General features: G+C 39.2%; 14 protein-coding genes. 8 read left to right on the forward strand and 6 right to left on the reverse strand.

Annotation, left to right across the window (positions count from 1 at the left end; genetic code table 11):
• Positions 1-77: 77 nt before the first annotated feature.
• A complete protein-coding gene (locus AA980_RS00370; RefSeq protein ID WP_024030294.1) occupies positions 78-1,094 on the forward strand; it encodes a CAP domain-containing protein in 1,017 nt (338 codons plus the stop codon).
• A gap of 126 nt (positions 1,095-1,220) precedes the next feature.
• Here the strand turns inward: AA980_RS00370 and AA980_RS00375 are convergent, their stop codons facing one another.
• The 4 genes from AA980_RS00375 to AA980_RS00390 form a co-directional block, all read right to left on the reverse strand.
• Positions 1,221-2,480 (reverse strand): sensor histidine kinase, encoded by a 1,260-nt coding sequence (locus tag AA980_RS00375; protein ID WP_024030295.1) that lies wholly within the window; start codon positions 2,478-2,480, stop codon positions 1,221-1,223.
• 150 nt (positions 2,481-2,630) lie between these two features.
• Positions 2,631-4,118, reverse strand: coding sequence for a GGDEF domain-containing protein (locus AA980_RS25595; RefSeq protein WP_024030296.1), 1,488 nt, complete (start codon positions 4,116-4,118; stop codon positions 2,631-2,633).
• 163 nt (positions 4,119-4,281) lie between these two features.
• Complete coding sequence (locus tag AA980_RS00385) at positions 4,282-4,560, reverse strand: hypothetical protein (protein ID WP_024030297.1); 279 nt, start codon at positions 4,558-4,560, stop codon at positions 4,282-4,284.
• Between the two features lie 10 nt (positions 4,561-4,570).
• The gene (locus AA980_RS00390) at positions 4,571-5,851 is read right to left on the reverse strand and encodes an ArsB/NhaD family transporter (RefSeq protein ID WP_024030298.1); all 1,281 of its coding nucleotides are present in this window, start codon (positions 5,849-5,851) and stop codon (positions 4,571-4,573) included.
• Positions 5,852-6,193: 342 nt separating this feature from the next.
• Here AA980_RS00390 and AA980_RS00395 point away from each other — a divergent pair, with 342 nt between their 5' ends.
• Positions 6,194-7,606, forward strand: a complete 1,413-nt coding sequence (locus AA980_RS00395; RefSeq protein WP_053005472.1) for an RNA-guided endonuclease TnpB family protein — start codon at positions 6,194-6,196, stop codon at positions 7,604-7,606.
• Positions 7,607-7,806: 200 nt separating this feature from the next.
• Here AA980_RS00395 and AA980_RS00400 read toward each other — a convergent pair whose 3' ends face one another.
• Both AA980_RS00400 and AA980_RS00405 read right to left on the reverse strand, forming a co-directional pair.
• Positions 7,807-8,916 carry a metallophosphoesterase gene (locus AA980_RS00400; protein WP_024030627.1) on the reverse strand — a complete coding sequence of 370 codons (1,110 nt, stop codon included), beginning with the start codon at positions 8,914-8,916 and terminating at the stop codon, positions 7,807-7,809.
• Positions 8,917-8,993: 77 nt separating this feature from the next.
• Positions 8,994-11,132: a YhgE/Pip domain-containing protein gene (locus AA980_RS00405; RefSeq protein ID WP_024030628.1), complete on the reverse strand. Its 2,139-nt coding sequence runs from the start codon at positions 11,130-11,132 to the stop codon at positions 8,994-8,996.
• 199 nt (positions 11,133-11,331) lie between these two features.
• Between AA980_RS00405 and AA980_RS00410 the strand changes: the two genes are divergently transcribed.
• From AA980_RS00410 to AA980_RS00435, 6 genes are all read left to right on the forward strand, one after another.
• Entirely contained in the window at positions 11,332-11,652 is a 321-nt protein-coding gene (locus AA980_RS00410; RefSeq protein WP_024030629.1) for a hypothetical protein, read from the forward strand.
• A 165-nt stretch (positions 11,653-11,817) separates the two neighbouring features.
• Positions 11,818-12,495 (forward strand): hypothetical protein, encoded by a 678-nt coding sequence (locus AA980_RS00415; protein WP_024030630.1) that lies wholly within the window; start codon positions 11,818-11,820, stop codon positions 12,493-12,495.
• A gap of 15 nt (positions 12,496-12,510) precedes the next feature.
• Entirely contained in the window at positions 12,511-12,741 is a 231-nt protein-coding gene (locus AA980_RS00420; RefSeq protein WP_024030631.1) for a 4Fe-4S dicluster domain-containing protein, read from the forward strand.
• Between the two features lie 22 nt (positions 12,742-12,763).
• On the forward strand, positions 12,764-13,828 hold the full coding sequence (locus AA980_RS00425; RefSeq protein ID WP_024030632.1) for a 3-methyl-2-oxobutanoate dehydrogenase subunit VorB: 1,065 nt from the start codon (positions 12,764-12,766) through the stop codon (positions 13,826-13,828).
• Entirely contained in the window at positions 13,825-14,577 is a 753-nt protein-coding gene (locus AA980_RS00430) for a thiamine pyrophosphate-dependent enzyme (protein WP_034724971.1), read from the forward strand. Before AA980_RS00425 ends, AA980_RS00430 begins: the two co-directional genes overlap by 4 nt.
• Positions 14,574-15,128, forward strand: coding sequence for a 2-oxoacid:acceptor oxidoreductase family protein (locus AA980_RS00435; protein ID WP_024030634.1), 555 nt, complete (start codon positions 14,574-14,576; stop codon positions 15,126-15,128). Before AA980_RS00430 ends, AA980_RS00435 begins: the two co-directional genes overlap by 4 nt.
• Positions 15,129-15,278 lie beyond the last annotated feature (150 nt).

Raw genomic sequence — 15,278 nt, forward strand, 5'->3', positions numbered from 1 at the left:
ATTACCATTCATACTTTCTCCTGAACAAAAGAAAAATAATAAAGTAAGAAATTTTTTTTCAAAAGGAGGAAGTTAGCTTGATAAAAAAACCTGTCGGTGTCTTATTAACAGCGATCTTGACAATGGGACTTGCTGCTTGTAATACCAACAATAAAAATAATCTTAATGACCATACAAACGATAGGATAGGGATGAATACAAACCGAAACAATCCTCTTGATGTTCGTTATAATAACGGAATTGACAATAATGGACCATTTACTGTGAATGACCGTTATCGAGGACGGGATGATTTAAATCTCTTTAATGTAAAAGATAATAACAGAAAAAACGATGATATGATTTCAGCTTATCAAACAACCATGAACAGCGATCAGTATCCTCACACAAGGGCTGTGTTAATAAAAGATGCGAAATATCAATTTATTACCATTGATCCAAGTCAAGGAAATGGGTTTCAGTCAGGCGTAGTTCAACAAGCTCCATCGTATTATCAGCAGCAAAGACCAACAGCCAAAGAACCGGTACAATATAATGTGCCGCAGCAGACACAACCAATTCCAAAGCAAACACAACCAGCACCAGCAGCGCCGAAGCAAACACAACCAGCACCAGCAGCGCCGAAGCAAACACAACCAGCACCAGCAGCACCAAAGCAAACGCCAGGAACAAAGCAGCCTGGACAGACACAATCCAACGCACCAGCGACTGGAACTGTTAGTCAATTTGTCCAACAGGTCATCGATTTAACCAATACACAGCGAAGTAAAAATGGGCTTCCGGCGTTAAAAGCAGATACTCAGTTGAACAGCGTTGCACAAAAGAAGGCGCTAGATATGCAGCAAAATCATTATTTTTCACATACTAGTCCAACTTATGGCTCCCCGTTTGACATGATGAGAGATTTTGGCGTGACATATAAATCTGCGGGAGAAAATATTGCCCAAGGACAACCCTCGCCGCAAGAAGTGGTAACTGCTTGGATGAATAGTGAAGGACATCGAAAAAATATTCTCAGCGCAAATTATACTCATATTGGGGTAGGATTTGAAGAAGCAGGAAAACATTGGTCACAAATGTTTATTGGGAAATAAGAAAAGCGCAAACTCACTGGCCAGCGGTGTCTTGCCGCTAGGGCGCTGGAGCAGGATAATTCTCGAAGTCCAATGATATATATTTAATATAAAGAACCGGCGGTTGAAGAAAAACACCGTCGGTTCTTAATTGTTTTTGCTAATGGACGTAATGGCGGGAAATTCAAAATAAAAAGTTGTACCTGCACCCATAATACTTTCTACATGCAAGTTACCGTCCATAGCACGGACAATACTATAAACAACCATCATTCCTAGCCCAGTGCCATTTTTCCCTTTTGTTGAATAAAAAGGCTCTCCTAGTCGTTCGAGTTGTTCTTTCGACATTCCAATTCCTGTGTCTCTGATAATAATTGTAACATAATTCTGACTATATTCGGTTGAGATTGTTAAATAACCGCCATTTGGCATTGCCTCAATCGCATTTTTGATCACATTGACAAAGCATTGGCGAAACGCTTGTGGATCTCCTGTTATAAAACCAATGATTGAAAAATCCGTTACTATTTCAACCGAATTTTTATTAGCTAGTGGCTGGAGTAGTTTGATTATTTGCCTTAGTTCACTTTTTACATTAATCTCCTTTGACATCTCAATTGAGGGCTTGGCAAAAGTTAAATAATCTTGAATTACCCTTTCAGCTGAACGTAGTTCTTCTCTTACAATAGTCAAGTACTCTTTTCTTTTCTGCCTTGAAAGATGATCATCTTCGAGCAGCTGGACAAATCCGCTCGCGGCTGTCAGTGGATTTCGAATCTCATGGGAAATGGCAGCTCCCATTTGTTCAACAGCTTTTAACTTCTCTGCTTTAATTAGCTGTTGCTTCAATTGAATATTCTCTTTGAAATATTCAATTGAATAGGAAATAATCCCAATTCCGCCTGCCGGAATAACAAGGTAAGCAAACCAAGCATCCAGCCAATAGGAGTTGTCATTGCCCAGTTCCATCCCGAAAACTGTAAGGGCACCAATCACCATGCCAAAACAAATAGAAATGAAAACCCGGCGCAAGGGCAGCTGCTTTATGAACCAAGGATATAACCGCCATACGGCAATAGAAAATGGAACATAAAGCATGATTGATTGGTAAAAGCCTTCATCAATTCCGTAGAAACTCCTGATAACAATTGTTGCCACAACAAGAATTGGACCAATCCCGAGATAAAGAGCACCAATGACCAATGGTATACTTCTTAGATCATACCTTGCATAAGAAATCGGATTATAGGAGAATTGAATACAGATCCATATCATAACGAAAAAAAATAATATAATTGAGGATTTAGCCAAGGTGAATTTTTTATTTTTTTCGAGAAAGATAAAGCCAAAAAATAATAGAATGATTAATATGGAGAGATTTAAGAAAAGGTGTTTTGTAATTTCCATTAACTTCACCATCCATGGCCTGATAGGGAAATTTTACATGTATTTTCAAAAAGATACAACAAAATTTGCTAAATAGTAAGAAAAAAAAAGGGCGTTCTGCCCAGTTGTTCATAAATAGGAGGGATTATCTATGAACAATCCCTCCGTACTTTATTGATAGGCTGTGATGGTATTTCGGCCATTTGTTTTAGATAAATAAAGGGCTGAATCAGCCATTTTTATTAACGCCTGGGGTATTGCTGATGAATTGGGAACGATGGTAGCAAGACCAATACTTAGTGTAACGGTATCAGCAATTTTTGAGCTGGTGTGAGGTATTCTAAGTGACTGAATGGTCTCCTGAATGTGCTGTGCTACTTTCATTCCATCTTTTGTTTTAGTAGAAGGCAAGATCAACGCAAATTCTTCCCCGCCATAACGGCACAAAGTATTATCTGAGTTATCGCTAATTTTACTTTTAATGGCTCCGGCAATGGTCTGCAAGCAAAAATCTCCAGTAGGATGACCGTAAGTATCATTGTATTTTTTAAAGTAATCAATATCAAACATGATTAATGTAATAGGAGAATTTGATTTTATCGAATTAGCCCATTCATTTGAAAGCGTTTCATCAAAATACCTTCTATTTGAGATACCTGTTAAACCATCCATATAGGAGAGTCGATTTAGTAGCTCATTGGCCTCTTGTAATTTTTGTTCTGTTAGTTTCCGTTCGGTAATATTTCTGGATACGATAATGACCTTTTTGCTGCCGTCTTCTTCGAAGTGGACGCTCTTTAGCGTCGATTCAATCCAAACATAGTCACCCAAACTTGAACGATACCTGTAGGTTGATCCAGCAACACCCTCATGGAGTGCCTTATCGAACATTTCATTCGTACGTTCGACATCTTCAGGATGGATAAAATTCTCCATCTTTTTCCCTAGTAATTCTGGATATTCATAATGGATGATTTCTTTTACTGCTGGAGAAATATAAATATACTCTGCCTTTTCATTGTGCATCGTGATCATGTCACTAGAATATTCTGCAATTAAGCGAAAACGTTCTTCAGTGTCTTTCAATTTATATTGTGCTTCATTTGAATCCACAACGAATACAAAAAAGTGATACGCGATAAAACCGCCAGTTAATGAAATAAGATAATGAATGGTTAAAAGAGTTTTAAGGGTTTGTGAATCATCAATTTTTATAATAAAGACAATTGATAGAATTAACAAAGCACAAAGATTCATAACAAAGGCCTTTAATGTGCGAGAAAGCCGAAGCGGTGATATCGCTCCGCAAACCAGTCCAATTAATAATGCCCCAATTGCTGGGAGTATGGCAGCATTACTAAAGCCGAAAAGGATGAATCTTCCAATCGCAATAATAACAGATGCAATGATTGCAGGAATATATCCGCCAAATGAGGCTGCAATAACGATGGCTAAGTGTCGTAAGTCCGCAATGCTTCCGGAATTTATTTGAATACTAAACAACATAAGAATATTACCAAGGGCCCCGAAAAAAAGTCCCCAAAGCAGTTTAGATGATAGAGGTGAGGAAAAGCGTAACGGTTTATCTTTAAATAACACTCCCATCATTGAGAAGGAAGCAATTAAAAGGGTAGCATTCGAAATAAAATCTCTTAACATGTAAATTCTCCTGAAATCAAATTGAAGTGCTTCTGGTATTGTGCGATAATAGCTTTCTTAAATAATTGTAAAGCATTCCAATTATACTATGTATTTGATATATATGACAAAAAAATAATAATTCGACATAAAAACGGCTGCCAGTAATTTGGCAGCCGAATGTTTATCTCCATTTAATCTCCTGCAGCAATTCCTGCCTAAATAGTTGAATCAAAAATTCATTATAAAAATCTTTTCTAACAATTACTTGATACTTGTTGTTGGGATGAATGTAATAATGGATATCGGATAAGATTTTATTGTCCTCAAAAAACTCGCGAACTTTTATTAGTCTTTTCTTTAACTCACTATCAAATAATGTAATCAAGAATTCAATATCATCCTCGTTAGCTATTTCCTTCAGTTCGAGAAGCTTTTCGTCATATTTATAATCTATAATCATCGGTAACCTCCTAAATTAAATATCTCAAGTAGATATACACCGTACAAATGATGATGGAAAGGATCATTAAAGGAAAGGCGATTAATAGGAATTTACCAAACGTAATCGAATGACCTTCCTTTGCGGCAAGCCCTGCAACAATCACGTTAGCACTGGCCCCAATTAACGTACCGTTACCGCCCAAGCAGGCACCCAGTGATAAGCTCCACCATAGCGGTTCTAAATTACTGACTCCAAGTTCCCCCATATCTTTAATCATTGGAATCATTGTAGCGACAAACGGTATATTATCAATAAATGCGGATGCAATCGCACTAACCCACAGTATTAAAATCGCTGTCGATTTTACATCTCCTCCGGTAAGGTGAACGGAGTAATCTGCTAATTTTGAAATAACCCCAGTTTCAATCAATCCCGAGACAAGAACGAAAAGACCGATAAAGAAGAATATGGTTGTCCATTCAACCTTCAAAAATGCCTTATCCAAATATTTTTCACCGGTTAAGAGAAGTAACAGAAAAGCCCCAGTTAATGCCACGGTTGCCGACTCAATGTGAAGCAGTTGATGCAGAAAGAAGCCTAAGATAGTGACAGTAAGTGCAAATAAAGACTTCCTTAAAAGGGTTTTATCAGTAATTTCTTCTTTTTCATCCATATCCATAAGGTTTGCCTTTAATTCGGCAGATGTCCGAAGCTGTTTTCGGTAAATGAAAGCCAATATTGCGATATTAACAAATAGGATAAAGAATGAAATAGCCGTTAGGTTGTTGATGAACGCCATAAAGGTAAGCTCTTTTACCGCACTGCCGAGCATAATATTCGGCGGGTCACCGATAAGTGTAGAAGTTCCCCCAATATTTGAAGCAATAACTTCAGTAATTAAAAAAGGGATCGGATTCACTCGTAATTGTCTGGTGATGCTGAAGGTAACTGGAACCATTAATAGAACTGTTGTGACATTATCTAAAAAGGCAGAACCAAGGGCGGTAATAATTCCTAAGACCACTAATATTTTTAATGGATCTCCTTTCACTTTTTTAGCTGCCCATATTGCTATGTATTTGAACAGACCTGTCTCGGCGGTAATAGCGACAATAATCATCATTCCAGTCAGTAATCCCAGTGTATTAAAATCAATATGTTGGAGTGCCTTTTCCTGCCCGATAATTCCTAGTAACACCATCATGATTCCGCCGGTCATGGCAATTATGGTGCGGTGAATCTTTTCAGTGACGATAAAGGCATAAGTGATAAGAAATACGCCGATTGCGCTGATAGCTTGCGTTGACATTTACTGACCTCTTCTCCTAAGAATTTAATTGGCGTCTTAAAAAAGTACAAAAGGAGCCCGTTTTGACAGACTCCACCATAATTCACCATATTTATTTATTACTTCATTTTATAAAAGTAATCTACTGATGTAAAGAGAAGTATTTCTGAAAATTAAGTCGAAGCTGTCCGAAATTATGAACGGATTGAGAGAAATTTTATTAGAAAGCAGCGTAAAACCCCTAGCTTTAGATACGGGGATATAAGCTGTTTTTTAAGTTTTTGATATGGGAAAATACTTTGTATTCTTTTAACTAATTTGATATAATGGGAACATAAGTTCCTTTATGAGGAGGTGAAAAGAATGTATAGCGCCTATAAAATACAAATCCATTCCGATCATGAACTATTCGAATATTGTGATTCTCTCTGCTTCAAAGCCAAAAATTTGTACAACATTACAAATTACTACGTTCGACAGGTATATACAGCTCTGAAGGTAGAAAAGAAAAATGAAAATCAACTACAAGTTCTGTTGGATATCGAAACATATTTACCGATAATGAATGAAATTCGACAGAAACACTATGAAAAGGAAATGGTAAAACCTAAGAAAATAGATAAAAAGGGTAAAGAAATAGAACCGAAGCTAAAACTCTTTAAAATGCCAACCAAAGATCAATCATTCATTGGGTATAGTTTTGTTGAGGCCTTGTTTAAAGTCATGAAGCAGGTTGATTACACTTCCATGCCGTCTCAGTCCAATCAACAAACAATGAAAAAGGTATTTGATGATTGGAAGAGTTTTTTTAAAGCGTCAAAAAAATATAAAATCAATCCAAGCTGCTTTTCGGGTAAACCAAAGATTCCTAAATATAAATCAAAAACAAGCAGAACAACGTGTTATTTAACGAATCAAATAACAGAAATTAAGGAAGGAAATGTTCTCAAGTTACCGGGAACCAGATTTCAACTGAAATTAGGAAAGGTAGCTCTTTCAGAAGGAAAGCTGCAACAGGTTCGAATCGTACCTTCCTATGGTCAATATGTTGTGGAAGTCGTTTTCAAAGCTGAACCGCAAGAAAAGGCGATTGTAAGAACAGAAGAACAAATCAATAAATTCATTTTCGAGCCGAAAAAAGTAATGGGTATTGATTTAGGAGTAGATAACCTGGCAACTATTGTCGATAACACGGGGCTTAAACCTCTGCTTATCAAGGGCACATGGTTAAAATCCATCAATCAATACTACAATAAATTACGAGCCAATTACATGAGTATCATTCGAAACGGAAAGAGTCCCAAAGAAGGCGTATTTACGACGAACCGTTTGGTTGCATTGGACCGAAAAAGAAACAACCGAGTGATGGATTTCTTACACAAGGCAAGTGTTAAAGTGGTTACTATTGCCGTAGAAAGAGACATCGATACCATCATTATTGGTAAAAATCCCGGGTGGAAATTAGACGTAAACATGAGAAAATCAGCAAAACAGACCTTCATCCAAATCCCCTACACAACATTGATTGACATGATTCGCTACAAAGCCGAACGCAAAGGAATTCAGGTCATTATCCGCGAAGAAAGCTACACATCCAAGTCATGTTTTATAACAAAGGATCCGATTCCGACATTTGGTGAAGTACACCAAACACCTTTTAGCGGACAACGAGTCAAAAGAGCTTTTTACAAAGTCACTGGATCAGAGATTCAAATACACGCCGACGTAAAACGGGGCTTTCAATATTGTTCGGAAACATGTATTTGGTGCCTTTGAAGGACTCGATAGAAAACAATTTCTCCAATCTCCTAAGAAGATCATCATCTTGAAAAGTAAGAAAAACGCAAAACGGAAGAAAAAAGCAAAGCTGAAGGCTGCGGCCTGATGTATTAGCGGGACTTGTGGTAGCCCTCGTAAAGACAATGCGGCTTTTTAGCCTATTCTTTCGAAACCCCTAGCTTTAGCAAAGGGGATACTCATAGGCCTATTTTTCTGATAAAATCCACTGTTTCTTCATGCTCTAGTTTTACTAATTTAAATAACCGTTTATCTCTCTTTACAAGGGGCAATCCGTTATCATCGGCAATTGGTCTTGTTTGGGATGTACCTTCTAAGACTTTCCACTTACCTGCTCTATGTTCAATCCGAAGGTCAATAATCCCAAGCCGGTTACCAAAGGCGCCAGCCATCACCACAGGTTTACCATTGATTGCTCCTGATTCCAAATTAGTATTAGGCAGGTTTTGAAAAATGGGTCCTGGGAAGGTGCTATGCGAATGTCCAGCAAGTATTGCGTCAATTTCGGGAATTTGTGTTAAATAATAGACAGCATTTTCGGTGTCGGGGCGATAGGCTTCATTACTAATACCAGTGTGGGCAAGGGCAATGATAATATCTGCCCCATCAGCCTTCATGACGGGCACAAATTCTTTCGCCGCATCTACAATTGGTTTGGCAAAGACTTTTCCTTCAAGATTTGCTCGGTCCCAGCTCATAATTTGTGTGGGCATGAAACCAATTACGCCAATTTTTAATTCATGCTGACGCCCTGATAAGTCAACCACATTCCTTTTAAGAATGACATAGGGAGCAAAGTAAGGCTTATTCTTTTTTACGGAAAAGACATTGGCATTGACAGCAGGCATTTTCGCACCTTTTAAGGCTGTCTTTAAGAATTTTAACCCATAGTTGAATTCGTGATTCCCGATGGCAATAGCATCATAGTTTAGATAATTAAAAGCTCGATAAACCGGATGTACCTTTCCTTTTTGCATCCCCCTGATTCTAGCTAAATACTCTCCAAGTGGATTTCCCTTTAAATGGTCGCCGACATCAAATAATAACGTATTCATTGCTTCGCTTCTTGCCTGGTGGATGAGTGTGGCTGTTTTGACGAGACCAACTCGCTGATTTGTCTTTGTCTGATAATAATCATAATTAATTAAATCTGCATGCAAATCTGTCGTTTCAAGAATTCTTAATTCAACTATTCCTTGATTATTTTCGACTGCATACGAAAAGGTAGAAAACGAATGCCAAAAAAGAATGAATGTAATAACTGGTATAGCAATCCTCTTTTCAAGCAATAGGATGACCTCCATGATGATCTTTCTTTTAAAGTAATGGTAGTATTTGTGTTTTTAAAAAATTTATTAGGAAATCCTTAATGAATCAGCCTGCTTTCTTGGGCTTTCCTTTTTAGACGGCCGCCATATTTTTCAATTGGTCCTTTCAATACTAAACCAAATATTAAAGTGATAATCGCGATAAATAGAAAGACGGTTAGGTCTCTTTTCGCGACATCCCATAGGATTCCACCAGTTGCTTCTCTCATTAGGCTTATGGCATAGGTAAATGGTAAATATGGATTGAGTTTCTGGAAAAAGGTTGGCATGACTTGGATCGGGAAGGTTCCTCCAGACCCAGATATTTGTAAAACAAGAAAAACAATTGACAATCCCTTTCCAACGTTTCCGAAAATGGAAACGAGCGTATAGGTAATTAAGACAAATAAACCACTAATTAATAATCCAAATAAGATAAACCACAGTTTAGCAGCTACATATGTCTTCAGTAAAAAAATATCCCCTAATGTGACGATTGCTGATTGCCCTAGCCCAATCGTTAAAAAGGTTAGAAATCTGCCTAAATAAAGGTGATTCGGATGATAGTTATCCGGCAAGTTGTTAAGTTCAACTGGAAGCATCGAAATGAGCAGTGTGGCACCTACCCAAAGGGCTAAGGTAGTAAAAAACGGTGACATCGCTGAACCGTAATTTGGAATTGAAAAAAGCCGTTTTTCCTTTAATAGAACTGGATTAGCAAAATAGTCACTTTCCTTCCGCACATCATTCCGCAGTAAATCAATGATTTCACGAATATCCTTAGATTTTTCGAATTCGCGAATTTGCTCGGCAAGACCTGTGATTTTCTGCTTTACCGCAGGGAAATTACTATTTATAAGAGCGATGTCTTTTTTCCCAATTGCTATTCCGTTAGAAGCATCGCTAAGTATTTTCTTTACTTGCGGAAGCGTCTTTTCTGCATTCGTAAGAATATCGTTTGCTTTGGTTGGGATTCTTTTTGCTGTATCGCCTACTTGCTTAATTTTAGGGGCAATTTGGGCATCGTATTGATTTAATATTGACCCAAGATTCGAGGAAACCCCCTTTGAAATTTGATTTGTACTTTCTAATAATGCTCTAGATGGTGCTTCAAGACCTTGGATTGTTTTAAGATTGTTTAACAGATTCTCTGAAGAATTCTTTTGTTGTGTTAATCTTGCTAATTCCGAATCAAAGGCGCTGGAGTTTCCCATTCCATTAAGTTTTTCAAACAGGCTGATTAGGAGTGTTTCCAGTTTAATGAGCGTATTCAGGCGGTTTATACCTTCGTCTACTGCACTTTTTTTATCCTCTGCACTTGCGGTATCCGATAATAACAGGTCCGTAATTTGCTCGATAGTTCCAGTTGTTTGCTCCATGTAGATTAAATTTTGTTTAACGGTCGGAGCAAGGTTTGCAAATGTATCTTCATTGCGGTCAAAAAACGTGGTAATTTGTCCGGATAGATCACGTGCTCGACCAATAATCCTTTCTACTTCTGTAATGTTCCTTTGTAGATCCGCAACAATAATTTGAGCCTGATTGGCATCTTCATCTGCGGTGTTGATGATATTTTCAGCCTCAGACAAGTGGTCATCCAGCCAAAATATCATAGTTTTCAATTTTTCAATATCTGGCAGGTTTTTTTGGAGCTCTATTCCAAGCTGATTAAAAATGTCGAATATTACCCCATTCGCAGTTTTTACGAAGTTCTTACTAATTTCATCTTTTATCCCGGTTGCCCCTTTAGCCGTTATTTTCGGGGCTATTGCATTTATTTTTTCGTTCACTGCATAAATGAGTTCGGGCTTTTCCGGGTTATCATTTATTACGGTAGCAATTTTTGCTGAGAAATCCTTTGGTATCGTAACGCTGGCAAAATAGTTACCGCGCTCGACTCCTTTTTGGGCTTCAGCGGTATCGACAAATTTCCAGCCAAGCGATTTATTATCCTTGAGAGATTTGATAATTTCCCTGCCAATATTAATATTTTTTCCTTTTAATACAGCGCCCGAGTCATCATTTGAAACAGCAATTGGAATGCCTTTCGTATTACCGTAGGGATCCCAAGAGGCTTTAATATTAAACCAGGCGTAAAGTGACGGGAGAATCATCAACGCGGTGATGATGATGGCGGCACCCCAATTGGTAACAATACTCAACAGATCATCTTGATAAATTTTTAAGACCTTTCTCATTAATGCTAACCACCTAAAATTCTTCCTTTAATATTATTATCTGTCTGATTTGGCAGTTGATTCGGGAAAGGACAATTTTTTGCTAATGACAGAAAGTTGTCAAAAACATATGAATAAATAATGAACTAATCCGTTTTTTAAAATATCCGTAGTGGAAATTATTTATAATGTAGCTATCTTAATGAGGAGGGTAACAGTAATGAATATTACAACCATCATTGAATTAGAGAATCAGGAAGTAGAACATATTGCAGGTGCTAAATTAGTGTTTGCTCAAGAACAAATTGACGGGAATATTATTGAAACATGTGTTGAATGTTTTCAGTTGGAAGATTCAACAGAAACGGTTACAACAGAAGATGCAATGCAACGGGTATTTGATCGGTTGCAGCAAAGGGGAATTATTCCGCCAAACGTAGAAGATTTTTCATTTGAAATGCCATCTTGTGAACGTCCAAAAAGAAAACCAGATAGCGTACCAGAACTGCCGCAAAAAGTAGTACTCTCATTTATGTCATAAGGGAAGTTCCTCGGAACTTCTTTTTGTGCATTCTCCGAATGGAAGTGTGACATTGGTCAAAGCGATTTATCGATAAGTATTTTATAATGATGGATGGATATCGGTGGATTTTTCAATTAACAGCGTTGAAAACGCTTTCAGAAAGTATAGGAGGGATAAAATCAGTTGAAATCATTAAGTAAAATTACCATTCTATCTGGTCATTTTGGTAGTGGGAAAACAGAGATTGCCATTAATTTAGCATTGGCTGAGAGACAGAAACATGAAAAAACCGCCATTAATGATTTGGATATTATTAACCCTTATTATCGTTCAAGAGATGCAGCGAGCATCTTTCAAGAGCATGATGTTGAATTGCTAGCCCCAAAGAATCGGCTTGCTGCTGCAGATCTTCCAATAGTGTCCGGTGAAATGTATCGTGTACTGCACGATCCTAGATACCGGTTAATTGTTGATGCTGGCGGTGATAAAGACGGGGCAGCTGCTTTAGGACAATATTATCATGAATGGAAGGATTTAAGCCCGGAATTACTGTTTGTCCTAAATGCTAATCGTCCGTATGTCAGCACTGTTGCCGGGGCTCGATATACGGTTGAGCAGATTGAAAAAGTTTCACGCATAAAGGTAACCGGGATTATTAATAATTCAAATATTGGCACTGAAACAACGATGAATGATATTCAAAATGGCTATCAATTAAGCAGTCGTCTAGCGGAGGAGTTGGATGTTCCTTTTTTATATACAACCATTTCAACCCATTTAAAAAAGGAAGCTGAAGATTTTGCGGAAAATTATCAAGTTGTTTTTATCGAACGGTACATGAAATTACCTTGGGAGAGTTAAAGGAGTTGAATCCATATGGAGAAAAAAGTCGTTTTTAATGAGGATACATGCAAATCCTGCAGTCTTTGTGTTCAAATATGCCCAACGAATGTTATTTTTCTAGCAGACTATTTAAATGGTAAAGGATACCGGCCGGCAAGGGTTGTCGATCAGGAAAACTGCATTAGCTGTGCAAAGTGTGCGCAAATATGCCCAGATGCGGTAATCGCTGTCTACCGGCCAGTTAAAATTTTGCAAACTGTGTGATTGAAAGAATGGAGGTTTATATATGGGGAAAGTGTTAATGAAAGGGAATGAAGTGATTGCAGAGGCAGCAGTGCATGCGGGCTGCAAGTACTTCTTCGGATATCCAATTACTCCTCAGAGTGAGCTAGTTGCCTACATGGCAAGACGGCTCCCAGAGGTCGGTGGATTATTTTTGCAAGCAGAGAGTGAAATTGCCGCAATCAATATGGTCTATGGCGCTGCGAGCACGGGTGTCAGGGTGATGACATCCTCCTCAAGCCCAGGATTTAGCTTGAAACAAGAAGGAATCTCTTATTTAGTTGGCTCCGAACTTCCTGCGGTTATTTGTAATATCGTTCGCGGCGGTCCGGGATTAGGAAATATTCAACCGGCCCAATCGGATTATTTCCAAGTAACAAAAGGCGGAGGGCATGGGGATTACAATCTTCCTGTATTAGCGCCGGCCAGTCTGCAGGAAATTGTTGAATTAACACAGGAGGCTTTCGATATTGCCGACCGTTACCGGACACCGGTGATTTTAATGGGCGATGGTATGCTGGGGCAAATGATGGAACCTGTTGAGTTTGGCGAACGTTCTGAAACAGAGCAGTTTAAGAAGGATTGGGCAACAACTGGTACGCGCGGCGATGGCGGACCGAAAATCATTACATCACTTGAGCTTGATGCGGAGAGTCTTGAGAGAAGAAATTGTAATCTTCAACAGAAATTTGCACTCATAAAGGAAAATGAGGTTCGCTATGAAACCTATTCAATAGATGACGCAGAATATATCATGGTTGCCTTCGGAACGACTGCACGAATAACAATGAATGCGATTAATAAGGCAAGGCAAGAAGGAGTCAAGGTTGGCTTGATTAGGCCGATTTCTTTATGGCCATTCCCAGAAGAGCCGTTCATCGAAACAAGGGACCAAGTAAAAGCATATATTTCTGTTGAAATGAGTGCCGGGCAAATGATTGAGGATGTTAGATTAGCGGTCAATGGCCATGCACCGGTAGATTTCTATGGCCGAACCGGCGGTGTCGTCCCTACCCAAGAAGAAATATACGATAAGATTATGATGGTTGCTAGGGGTGTTCAAGTATGACTATGAAAACGGTTTTTAAAAAAACGAATGGACTGACGGATAAGCCAACACATTACTGCCCCGGCTGTACACATGGAGTAATCCACCGTCTTGTTGGTGAAGTGTTAGAAGAATTGGATATTTTAGAAGATACTGTCGGTGTTGCCTCTGTCGGATGTTCGGTGTTATCGTATGAGTATTTTAACTGTGACATGACGCAGGCTGCTCACGGCCGGGCACCTGCTGTTGCAACAGGGGTGAAGCGGGTCCTGCCAAATCGAATTGTCTTTACGTATCAAGGTGATGGCGACCTTGCCTCGATAGGAATTAGTGAAGTGATTCATGCTGCCGCAAGAGGCGAGAATATCACGGTTATTTTCGTTAATAATGCGATTTATGGAATGACTGGCGGGCAAATGGCACCGACCACATTAATTGGCCAAAAAACGGCGACAACCCCATTTGGCCGAGATATTAGCATCCAAGGGCCACCAATTAAAGTGTGCGAAATGATGGCGACACTGGATGGGGCTGCCTATATTGAACGGGTTTCCACCCATGATGTTCCACATATTCAGAAGACAAAGAAGGCGATTAGGAAAGCATTTGAAACGCAGAAAAAGGGCTTAGGTTTTTCAATGGTCGAGGTATTATCGACCTGCCCGACAAACTGGGGACTCGATCCGGCTGAATCGCTTGAGTGGGTGAAAGATCAGATGGTTCCCGTATATCCTCTTGGTGTTTATAAGAACAAAGAGGGAGTGAAATGAACATGCTTGAAGAGATTATCATTGCCGGATTTGGCGGGCAGGGAGTTATGTCAATGGGACAGCTCATTGCCTACGCAGGAATGCTTGAGGGGAAAGGTGTTTCTTGGCTGCCTTCATATGGGCCCGAACAACGGGGTGGAACAGCGAATTGTGCGGTTGTAGTAAGTGATGAACCAGTTGGGTCGCCGCTTGTAACCAGACCATCAACGGCCATCGTTTTAAATAACCCTTCGTTTGACAAGTTCGAGCCGCGTGTCCGGCATGAAGGATTGTTGATTATTAATTCTTCCCTAGTGGTTGGAACTTCGGAGCGTAAGGATATTAAGGTGCTTGAAATACCGGCAACAGATATAGCCAATGATTTAGGAAATTCCCGGGTAGCCAATATGATTTTATTAGGTGCCTTTTTGGAATTGACAAAACTAGTTTCAACTGATTCCATTATTGAATCGTTAAAGAAAGTTCTTTCATCTGAAAAGCATCATTTGATTGAGGTGAACAAACAGGCATTGATAAAGGGTGCTGCGCTTGTCGCAGTGGGAATATCCTAAATATGCCCGGTAAATCAGAGGACGCTGAAAAAGTCCCTTAAATTTGGGTTGTGTGTCTAAATTGGCTGTTGATTTCCGCTCCAGGCGGCTTCGCTTTCCGCGGGCGTGCCGGGGAGCCTCCTCGGCGCTTTGGCGCCTGCGGGGTCTCCC

Origin of the sequence: Neobacillus vireti, from assembly GCF_001026695.1 — a bacterium.
In the GTDB taxonomy this organism is placed as follows: Bacteria; Bacillota; Bacilli; order Bacillales; family Cytobacillaceae; genus Neobacillus; species Neobacillus vireti.

Coding starts and splice junctions, on each gene's coding strand:
- AA980_RS00420 (WP_024030631.1), top strand. CDS start 12,511: ATGGAGAAAAAAGTCGTTTTTAATGAGGATACATGCAAATCCTGCAGT.
- AA980_RS25595 (WP_024030296.1), bottom strand. CDS start 4,118: ATGTTAAGAGATTTTATTTCGAATGCTACCCTTTTAATTGCTTCCTTC.
- AA980_RS00405 (WP_024030628.1), bottom strand. CDS start 11,132: ATGAGAAAGGTCTTAAAAATTTATCAAGATGATCTGTTGAGTATTGTT.
- AA980_RS00430 (WP_034724971.1), top strand. CDS start 13,825: ATGACTATGAAAACGGTTTTTAAAAAAACGAATGGACTGACGGATAAG.
- AA980_RS00375 (WP_024030295.1), bottom strand. CDS start 2,480: ATGGAAATTACAAAACACCTTTTCTTAAATCTCTCCATATTAATCATT.
- AA980_RS00385 (WP_024030297.1), bottom strand. CDS start 4,560: ATGATTATAGATTATAAATATGACGAAAAGCTTCTCGAACTGAAGGAA.
- AA980_RS00410 (WP_024030629.1), top strand. CDS start 11,332: ATGAATATTACAACCATCATTGAATTAGAGAATCAGGAAGTAGAACAT.
- AA980_RS00425 (WP_024030632.1), top strand. CDS start 12,764: ATGGGGAAAGTGTTAATGAAAGGGAATGAAGTGATTGCAGAGGCAGCA.
- AA980_RS00390 (WP_024030298.1), bottom strand. CDS start 5,851: ATGTCAACGCAAGCTATCAGCGCAATCGGCGTATTTCTTATCACTTAT.
- AA980_RS00435 (WP_024030634.1), top strand. CDS start 14,574: ATGAACATGCTTGAAGAGATTATCATTGCCGGATTTGGCGGGCAGGGA.
- AA980_RS00395 (WP_053005472.1), top strand. CDS start 6,194: ATGTATAGCGCCTATAAAATACAAATCCATTCCGATCATGAACTATTC.